Here is a 12860-nt window from a genome sequence, read left to right as displayed (position 1 = left end):
GATTGTTAACGGTGAGACGCGAAATTAGAAGTTTAGGTAACAGCTACTAAAAATGATTGATTTAGTTTTTAGGGAACAAATGGCTTCGTAGCTTTGTATGTATATTCCCCAAGGGGCTCGGACACATTTTTGAACTTTACAAGTTAAACTAAAATGCCGGGTGATTCTCGCACAAAACAAGGCCTCACCCTGTTTCGATTTATCGAGATGGGGCCTCGTTCGAAAGAGCAGGATAACAGTGGACTGTTGCGGGCAAAGGGATAGCCCAAATCCTGTCTATTAAGGAGGTTCAAAAACATCCGAGTTCTAAAGGGTTTATAAAAAGCTCCGATTTGTCGGAGCTTTTTGCTTTTTATTGAAGCTGAGTTGTTGAATTCACTTGGTCCTAAAAAAGCAATAAGTGGCATGAAATCCATCATACCACTTATTAATTGACCTTGACCTTACTTATTACTAAGGCTAATTTTTACCTTCTGCTTTACTTTTAAGTACTCTTACTTTATCGTAAACTGCCTGTGCACCTTCTGTACTTGGTTCATAAAAATAAATACCTTGAGCAGAAGAGTTAATGCTTGAAGTCAACTTCTTCACATCAATGTCCTTCTTCAATTGGTCTAAGCTGATGCCACCTTTAGAAAATTGATCGATCTGGCTTTTGTTGACTGAGATGCGAACAGACTTTGGAAGCGTACTTTTTGTGAAAAAACTGCTGAAGTTTATGTTGAGAATGATCACTTCATCACTTTTCACACTGCGTAATGTACGTCCGTAAGTAACTAGGCTTTCTTTGGCTAATTCAATCAAATCATCGAAGGATTCTTCCACTTTTTTGAGCTGCTCTTCATCTTTCTTTTTCTCTTCAGTATCTTCTTTGACAGCGTCTGCACGCTGACTAGTATAAAAAGCTACTCTGGCACTATTACCTCCTGTATTGTAGGTCAAACCTATATTGTACATTAACCCAAAGCCTTCAAAATAGGTCCAGCTTGTGTTGCTTGTTTTTCTATAGACTCCGTCAAAATTGGATTGAAATAGGTCGTCTAGAATACCTGCCATAATTTTAGTGTCGGACGACTCTTTGGTTTCGTCATCTATCACCTTGGTAGTTACCTTGCCTTTCGCGGCTTCAAAAGAAAGCTTACCGCTCAATAAATCTTTCAAATCTTTAAACTGAATAGAAGAAGTTATTCTTTTGATGTTTTGGTTCCTACCATCTAAGAAAACTTCAACGGTTCCCTGACGTGATGCGATGGTTCGTGCCTTAGAGTCCTTGTCAACTTGTTTTACAGATGAAAATTTCACATTCAACATGATCATTTCATTGTCTTTGACCTCACTGAGAATGCTGCCGTAGTTCAATAGAAACTCCTGAGAGAGTTCTTTGAGTTTGTTTTCTCGCTCTTTGTTGGCTTGGTCTATGTCGATTTCTTTTTCATCATCTTCCTTACTCTCATCTTTTGATAGAAGGTTAAAGTATGAATTTTGCGAATATATGACACTCCTAGATGAACTGTTATCACCAATATTGAAAATCACTCCTTTGCCAGGGATATGAATGCCTTTAATATCGCTTGAAGAAGAGTAAAATTGGCGTTCCGAATCCCTAAACATGTCACCTAAAACGTTTTGAAGAATGATGATGTCACGCTCCATTTTGGGGAGTTTAGACAAGTCTTGGTCTTTGGAAGGAAACCCACCAATTACTGTTGCTGTAGTGCCGAATTGCTGAGCACTTAATGAGCCACCAAACATCATAAGAGATGCTAAGGCGAGTGTTTTGATTGTTGTTTTCATTTTCATGATTTTGATATTTTGTTGTTATTTTTTTTCGATTTTGATTCTGTCAGATAATTGACTTTCGTTGATTTCTCCTTTACTAAAAGCATCTATGTCTCTCATTTTCCAAACTGCTTCAAGCTTGTACGTTCGCTTTGCTGATTTTGGAGAAGGAGGAAGTTCTTTGCCGTCTACTTTTATCTTGCTGTCTTCAATGTTAAACACAAACTTGAATTCTTCATTTGGTTTCAGCTGAGGTAGATAGGAATGGAAATCCTTGATAAATTTCTTGGTAGCCTCTTCTAATCTTTTTTGTTGAAGGCTGATGATCTCATCGGTATAAAAGGTGTCGAGTATTTCATTGTCGTTGTTACCAAATCTTGCAGCAGTATTGATATAGATATTCGCATTGTACGCTTCAAATTGAATCTCAACGCCTTTGCCGTCTTTATAATCCCCTTCGCTTTCCTTTATGTTATTCAGTAGTAATGCATCGTCATAGTGTTTGAGGAAATTTTCAAAAGTAACTCGGGTAATTTCTAAGTCTCTTTTGATTGGGCTCAGGCCATTTTGTTGTAGTTGGGCTTGTGCGTTTATGCTTACCACCAGACCAAGGAGGTAAATCAGATGTTTTGAGTTTTTGACCATTTTACTTTTTGTTTGGGTTGTTTGCTGCAATGATTTCTACTTTTTCAGAAAGCGTCAATATTGCATCTTCTATGTCTAGTTGCTTGTTGATGGTGGCATCTTCAAGATTGGTAAATGCGGCTTGAATGTTTCTTAAATCTTCGATGCGCTGGCTGTCCCAATTGTTTGAAAAGGCCACAACAATTTCTCTCAGCATATCTCTATAATCACCTCCCAGCTTGTCATTCAGCGAAGCCATTTGATACATTAAATCATTTTTTTCTTGCTCAAATACCTTTTTGATTACTTCTTCTGAACTCATATTGGCCTGAAGAATTTGCATTTCAATACCAATACTGTCTTGTACAGATTTTAAGCCTGCTTGCATATAATCCAGCATGAGCTGGCGGTCATTATTTACAATATCAGCGACTTGTTGCTCGGTGAGCCCATTTTGGATATCACCAAAAGCCATCTGAAGTCCATCATCGTTATACTGAATTGAAAAACCAGAAGCCCAACCCGCTGTGATAATGAGCAAGATTGTAGCGGCTATGGCTACATATTTCCTCCAGTAGAGCCATTCGCTATTCGTTTGTGGCATCATAAAAGGAATGGACTCGGGTTCTTCGTCATTCAAATCGGCCATTACCATTCTGGTGGCTTCAAGCGCTTGCAGTTCTTCTTTTACCTCAGGATGAGATTTTATATAATCATCGATCTGAGCTTTTTTCTCTGGACTGATCTCATCGTAGAGATAATCCATAAGATCTTCGTTTGTTGGTTTATAGCTCATAATGAATTGTTTCTTTGTTAATGTTCCATTGGGCAAATAGCTTTTTTAAGGAGCCTAAGGCATAATACAAGCGAGATTTAACCGTGTTTTCCGAAATGTCCATTGCTTCGGCAATCTCTCTTATTTTCAATCCCTCATACTCTTTCATAATCACCACCAGTCGTTGTTCTTCTGGCAATTCGGCCAATGCTTTTTTCAACAATTGTTTTAATTCCATACTGCCAAATTCCTTTTCGGGGTCGCTATTCCTGTCTGTCGATTCGGTGTTCTGAATAAAGTCTTGATCGGTCTTCGACTGTACTTTCATAAAAGGGAAAACCCATTTTGCCTTTTGTCTTCGCGCTTCTTCATGACAATAATTGGAAGCAATCCGGTAGAGCCAAGGTTTAAACCTGCGTTCATCTTGTAAGGATTTCAGGTTTTTGTTCATGCTAATAAAGGTTTTCTGAGTCACCTCCATTGCTTGATCATGGTCGCCAAAATACTTTAGGGCGAAGTTGTAAATACGCTTATACCAATGCTTCACGAGTTGGTTCAGCGCAATGGCGTCCCCCTCTTTTGCAGCGGTAATCAAGAAATTGGTTTGTGGCATCAGGTTGATTTCCTTCATTGGATTATCGTGTTCCCGAACTTATGATGAACTAAGCTTTTAAAAAGTTTGAATGAAGTTAAAGAATCCATATGAATTCAAAGCCAATGCAAGGGGTTACATCGACTTAATGTGCTTTATTTCAATCTGAAAGTACTTTTAGTAAAATACTCCACCGTAGCTTTATGATCTAGGTCATGTTTTAAAGTGTTTAAAGTCACCACCTACCTTGATGCACATCAACCTAAGGGCGGTTTTAATCCTACACCTTTGTTATGTTATTAAAACCTAGAACTATGAAGGTTAACACTACTATAAAATTCACAATAAGATTGATGCTCGTCACACTCATGGCTTTGTCGTACAATGTTTTGAGCGCGCAGGAACAATACAGTTTGATCAAAGCCGATCAGCACTTTGTGGTGAAGGGCACTTCGTCACTGCACGATTGGCACATGGAGACCACTGATGGTCAAGGAGAGTGTGTATTGACTCAAACTAATGGAGTCATGAACGTTCAGAAAGCCGAAGTTAAATTCAAAGCTGAGGGCTTAGAAAGTGGTAAAGGAGGAATGGACAAAAATGCCTATAAAGCCCTTAAAACAGATGATTTTCCTTGGATTGAGTTTAAACTCTCAACATTTGAAGCAAAGCAAGACGGTAAGGGGCTTGTTATGGGAGATCTTACCATTGCTGGATTCACTAAGCAAGTCACCTTTGATGTAGAGACTGTTCAAGGAACAGGTACAATCACAGTATCAGGTACAACAGCCTTTAAACTAACAGATTTTAAAGTTGATCCCCCAACAGCATTGTTCGGGACAATTAAAACAGGTGACGATGTCACCGCAGAATTTAAGCTAACATTCAAAAACCAAAAATAATAAAGCCATGAAAAATTTTAAAATTACATTTTTAGTACTGTTTCTATTAAGCAGTGTAATGAGTTTTGCTCAGGTAGACTTACGCAATCCTTTGCAGTACAGTAGACAAGCGGGTAAAAAGGGAGTAAACGTATTCGAAACATCAAAAACAGATACCGTAATTTTTGATGGAATTAATGTACGAGTAGGTGGTGATTTTGCACTTCAATTTCAAGGTTTGAGTCACGAAAATTCAATTATCGGAGATCCGCTAGTTGATTTGGGTGCGAATTTTAGTCTACCAACTGCTAACTTGAACCTTGATGTTCAGCTAGCAGACGGAATGCGTTTGCATTTAAGAACTTATTTATCATCCCGTCACCATACTGAATCTTATGTAAAGGGTGGTTATCTCCAAATGGATAAGCTAGACTTTATCAAAGAAGGATTCTTGTCAGAATTAATGGAAATCGCAACCATTCGTGTGGGTATGGATCAGATTAATTACGGTGATGCCCAATTTAGAAGATCAGACAATGCGATGACCATTTACAATCCGTTTGTGAGTAACTATATTATGGATGCATTTACTACTGAGCCTTTCTTTGAAGTAACATTACAACCTTCAGATTTCATTTTAGTGGCTGGGGTTACCAACGGTAGATTAAATCAAAGTCCAATTAAAGGTGATAACGGAATGGTTGTCTATGGAAAAGCAGGTTGGGACAAGCAAATGAATGACGACCTAAGACTAAGATTGACAGGTTCATTGTACTCAAGTTCAGACAAAAGTACTCGTGACTACATCTACGGTGGAGACAGAGCTGGAGGTAGATACTACAGCACTTTGGCGACAGTGGCCAATGGCGGTTCAGACTTCGATCCTAGATTCAACCCTGGATTTGGTTCTCAAACAGCTATTCAATTCAATCCATTCATTAAATTTAAAGGCTTAGAGTTCTTTGGAATTATGGAGTTCGTGAACAACGGAAATGATGCCGTAGGTGGAAGTTTTACTCAAGTGGGTATAGAAGGCCTTTATAGATTCGGGATGAACGAACAATGGTACTTTGGTGGTCGCTATAACAGCGTGAGTGGTGAGAAAAGTGATGCAGCGAGTACAAATGACATCAGCCGAATGAATCTTGGTGGTGGTTGGTTTATGACTAACAATGTTTTGGTGAAACTAGAATATGTTAATCAAGAATACTCTGGTGCTGGATTTACAGGAAGCCGATTCCAAGATGGTAAGTTCAATGGAGTTGTTTTAGAAGCAGCAATTAGTTTCTAATAAAATTTACAATGATTAGATTCATGTTACTTTTTAAAACACAAGTTTTTAACTGAATGCAGAAACTGATCATTATAATAGCTTTAGGACTGTTTTCTACACTATCACTAACAGGGCAAGAGTACCTAGTGGTAATGGGGAAAACAGTCCTTATTAAAGGTAAGACCTCCTTCGGGAGGTTTTCTTGTACTTATCAAAATGGGAAAGATCAGGATACTGTTAGCTTTAAGAAACAAGCTGAGGTAGAGTCCCTAATGGAATTATCTATTCCAGTGGCCTCGTTTGATTGCGGAAATAGAATGTTAGATAGAGATTTTGGGAAAACATTAAGGTCTGATGAGTTCCCTCACATCGAAGTGAAGCTTGATGACTTTAAACGAATTGATCAACATTATTTCGGTGATATTTGGATCATGCTCACAGGTAAAGAAATGAAAATGGAGCATATCCCTTTTACCATTAACAAGGATGAAACAGGGGAGTTTCTTTACTCCGAAATCACCATATCCTTGGATTATTTCGATTTAAGCCCTCCAAATAAACTCTTCGGTTTAATCAAAGTTCAGGACGAACTAATAATTGAATTGAGTTTGAAGATGTAAGATTTGCACCATTCAAACAGACTTTTTAGATCAACTCAAACTCTGATTTTATGACAATTTTCCAAGCCAGTATTCAAATTGGAAAACAGTTTAAATCGCATTCATAATAATGCTTTTTAAACACAGCTATTTCAGGGTGGGACACAGTTTTTTTTAGGACGAGATAATTTAAATAACTATTCTATTTCAAAATCTTCTACCCTAAACCCGTTGTTAAAAGAAATGTCTTTAGACCATTCTTTTGTCCACTGCTCTTGAACTATCTCACCGTTCCAATTAGAAAGTGCATATTCTCTGTAGGTAGTAAGTTTCACGCCTTCTACCGCTTCATATTTAACGCGCATCATAAATGGCTGTTCAAGACCATAATCCCTTACTGTAAATAAAAATTGATCAATCAATTTAGTGTCTGGGTTTATATATAGCAGATATTTATCTTGAACATCACCAGTTTGCTCATCAAAGGTAACTTCAACCATTTCGTAATTAATACCATCATATATTCTAACTCCATTATATTTTAGGTTCACCCCAGGGTCAAGTAGCTTAAAGTTCATTACAAACCAGTAGAAGTTGGTTTTCCTTAAAAAATCCGATCGCTTATTTATTTCTGGAGTGTCCAACTCTTTGCCGTCTACAGTCGTTGTTGTAGAGTCACCGTTGTAGCTTTGAATAATAGTTCCTTGGTAATCCGGCATCATATTACCTCCACGTTCAAGGTATTCGGCCCAAGAGAGTTCACCATCGAAAATATATCTTTCTTTAGAAACGTCTCTATCACCCTCTGGGGATTCATAGATGTAAGTGTATTCTACATCGAACAAGTCTTTTAAGGCATTTTGTCCACCTATTTCATTAATCATTTCACTGACAATGGTTTCAGCTTTGGACATGGATGCAGTACTTTCTGTACTGTTTTCTTTCTGATTTTTCCCGTTTGAACAACCGAAAATAAAGAAGGTACTGAATAATATAGTAAGTGTTTTTTTCATATCTAGTTATGTTAATTGTATAAAATCAACAAGCTTGGATATGGAATGTTATGATTTAAGGTGGTTAAATGCGATTTTCGTTAAAATCTATAAGCAGGACTTTGAATTATGAAATTTTTGATCTGAAAAGAGTGAAGACAAGTCTATCTACTTCCCCTTACCACTTTCCTTTCGGCCATATCATATTTTCTTCCAGCACGAAGCACATGAAATTTATGCTCTCCTACGGCATTGGCTTCATATTTACTTGAAGTTTGATCCCAGTGGGTGCCATCGTATATCATTATGTAGCTTTGGCCAATTACTTCAAACTCATTTCCTGAAACCAGCATGGCCGTGTTTTCGTCAAGGGCGACACCCAATAATTTCGGGTATTTCCCTAAAATCTCAAACATATCGAACTGGCGGTTTCTGGCTAATGTGTGTTGGTCTATGGCGATGTTTGAGATAAAGCCTAAACCCACTTCGTGATCACCAATCATGATATTACTGCCCTTGGTATCGCCACGGGCTAAATATGAACCTTGAATGGTTGCGCCAGCAGAACTTCCTGCAATCACTCCGTCTCTCTTAAGTAGGTTGAAAAGTTTTTCATGCACTTTTGTATTCAAATAAGAATCTGCCAAGCGCCATTGGCGACCGCCCAAGAAATAAACACCACCTGCTTCATCTATCACTTTGGAAAAGGCTTCCGTATTGGCTTCTTTAGGGTCTGTAGTATGGAGCACAGAGACTTTTGCAGCACCATAGCCCTTCCACTGATTTTCCAAACTTTGTATTACCTCAGGAGTCACATTGTTTCCTCCAGCAGTAGGAATTACCACGATGTGTGCTTTCCCTTCACCACCCGCCAATTCAATAATTTTGGCGTATACGTTGGCGTCTTTTAATGCACCACCAGCAATAATCAAATGTCCGTTTTTTGGTCCTTCTGTGGTTTGGCTAAATAATGAGAAGGTAAAAAGTGCGCAAAGAATTGTTAGGGTCAGTTTTGTCATTTTTTTAGGATTTTTTCAATCTTCTTCTCAAACAATTCAACCCATTTGGTATACATTTTACCGGAAGGGTGGAGGTCATCGTGTGCAACGAGTTCTGGATGAGATTTTGCCATTCTTGATATTGGCGTGATGTTGAAGTAGGCGACCCCGTATTTTTTAGCGATGTTCTTGCTCACTTTGTTATAGGCATCTAACTCTTTTTTTATTTGCTCTTCTTTGGCTGCGCCAAATGGTGTTTTTCCGTAATCTGGAATCGACACCACGAATACGTTTTCTTTTTTACCACCAGCATACTTAATAGCAATCTGAAGTAGTTCTTCAAATTCAGGAGCAAAACTATCTACCGATTTCCCTTGGTATTGGTTATTAACGCCAATTAATAGCGACACCAAATCATAGCTTTCTAAAAGTTCATTATCGGCTTCAATGGCTGCTTTTAGGTCATCGGTTCTCCAACCTGTTTTAGCAATGATTTTTGGGTCTTTCATTGGAATACCCTCATGTACCAAACGCGCAGCGAGCTGCATTGGCCATCGCTGAGATTCGGCTACACTTTCACCAATAGTATATGAGTCTCCGAGCGCTAAATATGTTTTTGATGGTTCTTGGGTGTTTGTTTTTTGAGCTGATGAAGTCTTCATGCTTGAAAAGGAAATCATAATGATTAACAATGCTAAAAGGGGGAGCCTTTGTTTCATAATATTTATTTTTAATAAAATTAATAAAACTAGCGACTACACCAACTCTCTTAAATCTACGGGCACTACTCTGGAAACCCCTTGCTCGATCATAGTGATGCCATAAATCACATCGGTACTGAGCATAGTTCTTTTATTGTGTGTTACGATAATGAACTGAGATTCAGCCGAGAATTTCTTGATGATTTCGTTGAATTTGTCAATGTTGGCGTCATCTAGTGGAGCGTCCACTTCATCGAATATACAGAATGGAGCTGGTTTAAGCAGGTAAATGGAAAACAACAGGGCCGTGGCCGTTAGTGTTTTTTCGCCCCCCGAGAGCTGGTTAATGGTTAACGGACGCTTACCTTTTGGTTTGGCCATTATCTCAATGGCGGATTCCAATGGATTGCTTGGGTCTACTAATTTCAGCTCACAATCGTCTTCATCGGTAAACAAAGACCTGAAAACTTTCACGAAATTATCTCTAATCTGCCCAAATGCCGTAAGGAAGGTTTCCTTGGCAACTGCATCAATCTCATCGATAGTTTGCATTAAAGAACCCTTGGCTTCTATTAAATCATTCTTTTGAACCGTGATGAAATCATAACGCTGTTTGATTTCTTCATAAGCATCCATCGCCATAGGGTTAATTGGCCCAATGCGTTCAATTTTGTCCTTTACTTTTTGAACCAATGCTTTAAGCTCTTCAACAGACGTTTGATCTTCCTCTTCGACTTCTTCTTTCAGAAGCACATTCAAGTCTATATTGAACTCTACCGATAATCGCTCTTTTACCGCACTGAGTTCCAGCTTGGTTTCATTCAGTTTAGATTGAAACTCCATTAAAACTGTGTCAGCCTGCTCTCGCTTTTGGCGCAGCTCTCGTAAGGTTTTGTCCGACACATCGATATTACCGCGCTGGGCATAATATTCCTTTTCCGATTCGTTTACTCCCTTTTCGATACTCTCTTTTTCATCGTAAAGCCCTATGAGTTCATCATCGTTGCTTTCCGTGGTATCGATCAAACGTTTGATTTCGGTTTCGTTTCTTTCTAACTCAAGCTGGTTCTTTTCAATCCTAGATTTACTTCCATCATAAGCGGTTTGCTTGTAATCAATTTCTTGTGTTACCGACTGAAGCTTGTTCTGCTTTTGATGGAATTGAATATTTATTTCGTTGTATTTCTGCGACTTTTCAGAAAGTAGCTCATTTTCCTTTTTGGCATTTATTTCCAGTTCGCCAATACCTTGTTGAAGTTCTAAATAGCTTCTTTCGGCCTCTTTTACTTCGGGCCTTAACTCAACTAGATCAGCAGAAATATTATCAATGTTTCGAGTAATGTCTTCTCTTCGGTTGGCATTGCTATTCAGCATTTGACCAAGCTGCTCTTTTCTGGTTTTTACCGAAATGAACTCCTCGTTTACCTGATTGTATTCTTTTTGTAGCGTGTCAATTTCGGTTCTGTAGCTGCTTGATTTCAAATGCGCCAATTCCTTTTGCTTTTCATCGAGCCTTTCTTTGACCTCTGCAATTTGAGTTTCTAGCTCTTTAATAGTTTTTTGAAGCTTCTCTAAATTCTTCGCACGTCCAATTCTCTTACCCTCAAAAAGCCCCACGGAGCCTCCGGAAATACTGAATTTACGTTTGGTGTATTTTCCGCTTTCGGTAATAAAAACAGCATCTTCATCAATTGGGATTTCTCCTGGGCCACCTGCAATGACAAATACATTATCCAGAATAAAGCTGATCAATCGTTTGTACCTCTGTTCGTATTCCACAATCTCTGTAGCAGGAACTGCATTTTGATAGAGCTTGGCTTGCGGAGCTTCATATCGGTCAAAAGCATCGAGAATGAAGAAGTTTGCTTTTCCTTTTGCGGCATCACTTAGAATATTGACGGCCTCAAAAGCCTGCCTTTCATTGTCTACAATATAGTAGTTCATGTAAGGCTCTAAATAATTTTCTATCGTAATTCGGTAGCGGTCGTCACAGGTAAGAATATCAGAGAGGAGTGGGGCATTTTTACTCCAGCTGGCTTTCTTTTTTAAGAACTTAATGGCCTCTGGAAAACCTTCGAGGTTTTCAACCAAACTTTTGGTTAGGTTATACTCGTTGCGTTGTGAATCAAGTTTACGGCTTAGTTTCGTTAATTTCTCACGAACAACATTGATTGTTTCTTCGGTGCTATCAATGGATGTGCGCTGCTTTTCTTCCTGATTTTTCTTTGCCTCAAGGTCTTTTTTCTTCTGTTCAAGAATTGCTCCAATTTCCTCCAATTTAGAATCAAAGGATTCAAGATTGGCCGATTGTTCCGAAGTGTCTGAAGTGGTTTTTTCTAACTCCCTATTTAAGGTTTGAAGCTGAATTTCCTTAATTTCAATCTCCTTCTTTAAGTTATAGAGGGTTTCACGAGTTTCGTTAAAAGCTTTGCTTTTCTGATCGAAGTTAGCTTGAGCTTCTTGAGCTGTAGTGCGTTGTGCTTCAAAAGCAGTTTTTAAGCTTTCAATTTGAGTAGTTGCCGCTTTTAAATCCTTGTCTGCTGCTTCTTTCTCGTTTTTTAAGCTTTCTAAACTGAATGCCGCACGTTCATTACTTTTCTTATCTGACTCAAGTAGCTCACGTAGGTTATCACTTTTGTCTTGTAGAAAAGTGAGTCTTTCATTTTTGATTTTTCTATCGCTTTCAAACTGACGTATTTTATTCACGTGCTCGTTCAGTGTTCGTTGGCGGGTAGAAAGTAGTTTTTCTTTCACAATAAGGTCAGCCTTTCCTTTTTCTATGGCTGCCTCTTGTGTTGACATCATTTGATTGATCTCAATCTTTTTGTCGTTCAGTTGCTGAATTTCTTTTTCAAGTACTTTGAGTTTGTTGGTTTGTGTCTCAACTGTTTTTCGAGTGAGCCTAACACTTAAGTTTTTATACTCTTCTTTATACTCGTAGTATTTAATGGCTTGTTTGGCTTGTTTCTCTAGAGATTTGAGGTTCTTTTCAATCTCAAAAAGTAAGTCTTCCACACGATCTAAATCATCATCGGTATCTTTAAGTTTTTTGAGTGTCTCTCTCTTTCTCTTCTTGAATTTTGAAATTCCGGCCGCTTCCTCGAAAAGGTCTCGTCTTGAGTTCTCCTTATCGTTCAAAAGGTCATCGACCATTTTAAGCTCGATGATGGCATAACTATTCGAAGCAATGCCGGTATCCATGAATAATTCATTGATATCCTTCAGCCTACAGCTAACGCCATTGAGCAGGTATTCGCTTTCGCCAGATCTGTAATACCGTCTGGTGATGGTAACTTCCGTGTATTCTGTTGGAAGTAGGTTCTTTGTGTTTTTAAAACTTAATGAAACTTCAGCCAGCTGAGTTGGTTTTCTTTTCTTGGTTCCGTTAAAGATTATGTTCTCCATTTTTTCGGAACGAAGCATTCTGGTTTTTTGCTCGCCCAACACCCAGCGGATAGCATCCACAACATTTGACTTGCCACAGCCGTTAGGGCCTACAATACCAGTGATGCCTTCATCAAAATTGATGACGATTCGGTCACCAAAACTTTTAAAGCCTTTGATTTCTAATTTTGTGAGTTGCATTGAACGTGGATTGCGAAAAAACGACCTTAGTAAGCAAAATTAGAATTAATTCTTAGATTTG

Annotated in this window: 11 protein-coding genes; 3 read left to right on the top strand and 8 right to left on the bottom strand. The window is 38.5% G+C overall.

All coding sequences use genetic code 11. The features are described from left to right. Positions 1–459 precede the first annotated feature (459 nt). Genes VOI17_RS07575 through VOI17_RS07560 form a run of 4 tightly spaced genes read right to left on the bottom strand, consistent with a single transcriptional unit; the run spans position 460 to position 3809 of the window. Entirely contained in the window at positions 460–1794 is a 1335-nt protein-coding gene (locus VOI17_RS07575) for a hypothetical protein (protein ID WP_323756644.1), read from the bottom strand. A 24-nt stretch (positions 1795–1818) separates the two neighbouring features. Beyond that, positions 1819–2424 (bottom strand): hypothetical protein, encoded by a 606-nt coding sequence (locus tag VOI17_RS07570; RefSeq protein ID WP_323756643.1) that lies wholly within the window; start codon positions 2422–2424, stop codon positions 1819–1821. A gap of 1 nt (position 2425) precedes the next feature. Beyond that, entirely contained in the window at positions 2426–3169 is a 744-nt protein-coding gene (locus VOI17_RS07565) for a hypothetical protein (RefSeq protein ID WP_323756642.1), read from the bottom strand. A 19-nt stretch (positions 3170–3188) separates the two neighbouring features. Then, positions 3189–3809 carry a sigma-70 family RNA polymerase sigma factor gene (locus VOI17_RS07560; protein ID WP_323756641.1) on the bottom strand — a complete coding sequence of 207 codons (621 nt, stop codon included), beginning with the start codon at positions 3807–3809 and terminating at the stop codon, positions 3189–3191. A gap of 275 nt (positions 3810–4084) precedes the next feature. Between VOI17_RS07560 and VOI17_RS07555 the strand changes: the two genes are divergently transcribed. Genes VOI17_RS07555 through VOI17_RS07545 form a run of 3 tightly spaced genes read left to right on the top strand, consistent with a single transcriptional unit; the run spans position 4085 to position 6544 of the window. Next, positions 4085–4672: a YceI family protein gene (locus VOI17_RS07555; RefSeq protein ID WP_323756640.1), complete on the top strand. Its 588-nt coding sequence runs from the start codon at positions 4085–4087 to the stop codon at positions 4670–4672. A gap of 7 nt (positions 4673–4679) precedes the next feature. After that, positions 4680–5942 carry a hypothetical protein gene (locus tag VOI17_RS07550; RefSeq protein ID WP_323756639.1) on the top strand — a complete coding sequence of 421 codons (1263 nt, stop codon included), beginning with the start codon at positions 4680–4682 and terminating at the stop codon, positions 5940–5942. Positions 5943–5998: 56 nt separating this feature from the next. Next, a complete protein-coding gene (locus tag VOI17_RS07545) occupies positions 5999–6544 on the top strand; it encodes a YceI family protein (protein ID WP_323756638.1) in 546 nt (181 codons plus the stop codon). 176 nt (positions 6545–6720) lie between these two features. On the opposite strand, the gene VOI17_RS07540 is transcribed toward VOI17_RS07545, so the two are convergent. The 4 genes from VOI17_RS07540 to smc all read right to left on the bottom strand — a co-directional run bounded on the left by VOI17_RS07540 (position 6721) and on the right by smc (position 12799). Then, entirely contained in the window at positions 6721–7536 is an 816-nt protein-coding gene (locus tag VOI17_RS07540; protein ID WP_323756637.1) for a DUF6503 family protein, read from the bottom strand. 143 nt (positions 7537–7679) lie between these two features. After that, entirely contained in the window at positions 7680–8534 is an 855-nt protein-coding gene (locus VOI17_RS07535; RefSeq protein ID WP_323756636.1) for a cyanophycinase, read from the bottom strand. Next, positions 8531–9232: an SGNH/GDSL hydrolase family protein gene (locus tag VOI17_RS07530; protein WP_323756635.1), complete on the bottom strand. Its 702-nt coding sequence runs from the start codon at positions 9230–9232 to the stop codon at positions 8531–8533. Before VOI17_RS07530 ends, VOI17_RS07535 begins: the two co-directional genes overlap by 4 nt. A 36-nt stretch (positions 9233–9268) precedes the next feature. Then, positions 9269–12799: a chromosome segregation protein SMC gene (gene smc / locus VOI17_RS07525; RefSeq protein WP_323756634.1), complete on the bottom strand. Its 3531-nt coding sequence runs from the start codon at positions 12797–12799 to the stop codon at positions 9269–9271. Positions 12800–12860: the final 61 nt, after the last annotated feature.

This window comes from Roseivirga sp., from assembly GCF_034669765.1.
Lineage (GTDB): Bacteria > Bacteroidota > Bacteroidia > Cytophagales > Cyclobacteriaceae > Roseivirga.
The sequence above is the reverse complement of the archived record's forward strand: the minus strand, read 5'-3'. Positions and strand labels throughout refer to the sequence as shown.

Excerpts from the sequence above, each read along its gene's own strand:
- VOI17_RS07570 (WP_323756643.1), bottom strand. The coding sequence starts at position 2,424 with ATGGTCAAAAACTCAAAACATCTGATTTACCTCCTTGGTCTGGTGGTA.
- VOI17_RS07535 (WP_323756636.1), bottom strand. The coding sequence starts at position 8,534 with ATGACAAAACTGACCCTAACAATTCTTTGCGCACTTTTTACCTTCTCA.
- smc (WP_323756634.1), bottom strand. The coding sequence starts at position 12,799 with ATGCAACTCACAAAATTAGAAATCAAAGGCTTTAAAAGTTTTGGTGAC.
- VOI17_RS07560 (WP_323756641.1), bottom strand. The coding sequence starts at position 3,809 with ATGAAGGAAATCAACCTGATGCCACAAACCAATTTCTTGATTACCGCT.
- VOI17_RS07565 (WP_323756642.1), bottom strand. The coding sequence starts at position 3,169 with ATGGATTATCTCTACGATGAGATCAGTCCAGAGAAAAAAGCTCAGATC.
- VOI17_RS07530 (WP_323756635.1), bottom strand. The coding sequence starts at position 9,232 with ATGAAACAAAGGCTCCCCCTTTTAGCATTGTTAATCATTATGATTTCC.
- VOI17_RS07555 (WP_323756640.1), top strand. The coding sequence starts at position 4,085 with ATGAAGGTTAACACTACTATAAAATTCACAATAAGATTGATGCTCGTC.
- VOI17_RS07540 (WP_323756637.1), bottom strand. The coding sequence starts at position 7,536 with ATGAAAAAAACACTTACTATATTATTCAGTACCTTCTTTATTTTCGGT.
- VOI17_RS07545 (WP_323756638.1), top strand. The coding sequence starts at position 5,999 with ATGCAGAAACTGATCATTATAATAGCTTTAGGACTGTTTTCTACACTA.
- VOI17_RS07575 (WP_323756644.1), bottom strand. The coding sequence starts at position 1,794 with ATGAAAACAACAATCAAAACACTCGCCTTAGCATCTCTTATGATGTTT.
- VOI17_RS07550 (WP_323756639.1), top strand. The coding sequence starts at position 4,680 with ATGAAAAATTTTAAAATTACATTTTTAGTACTGTTTCTATTAAGCAGT.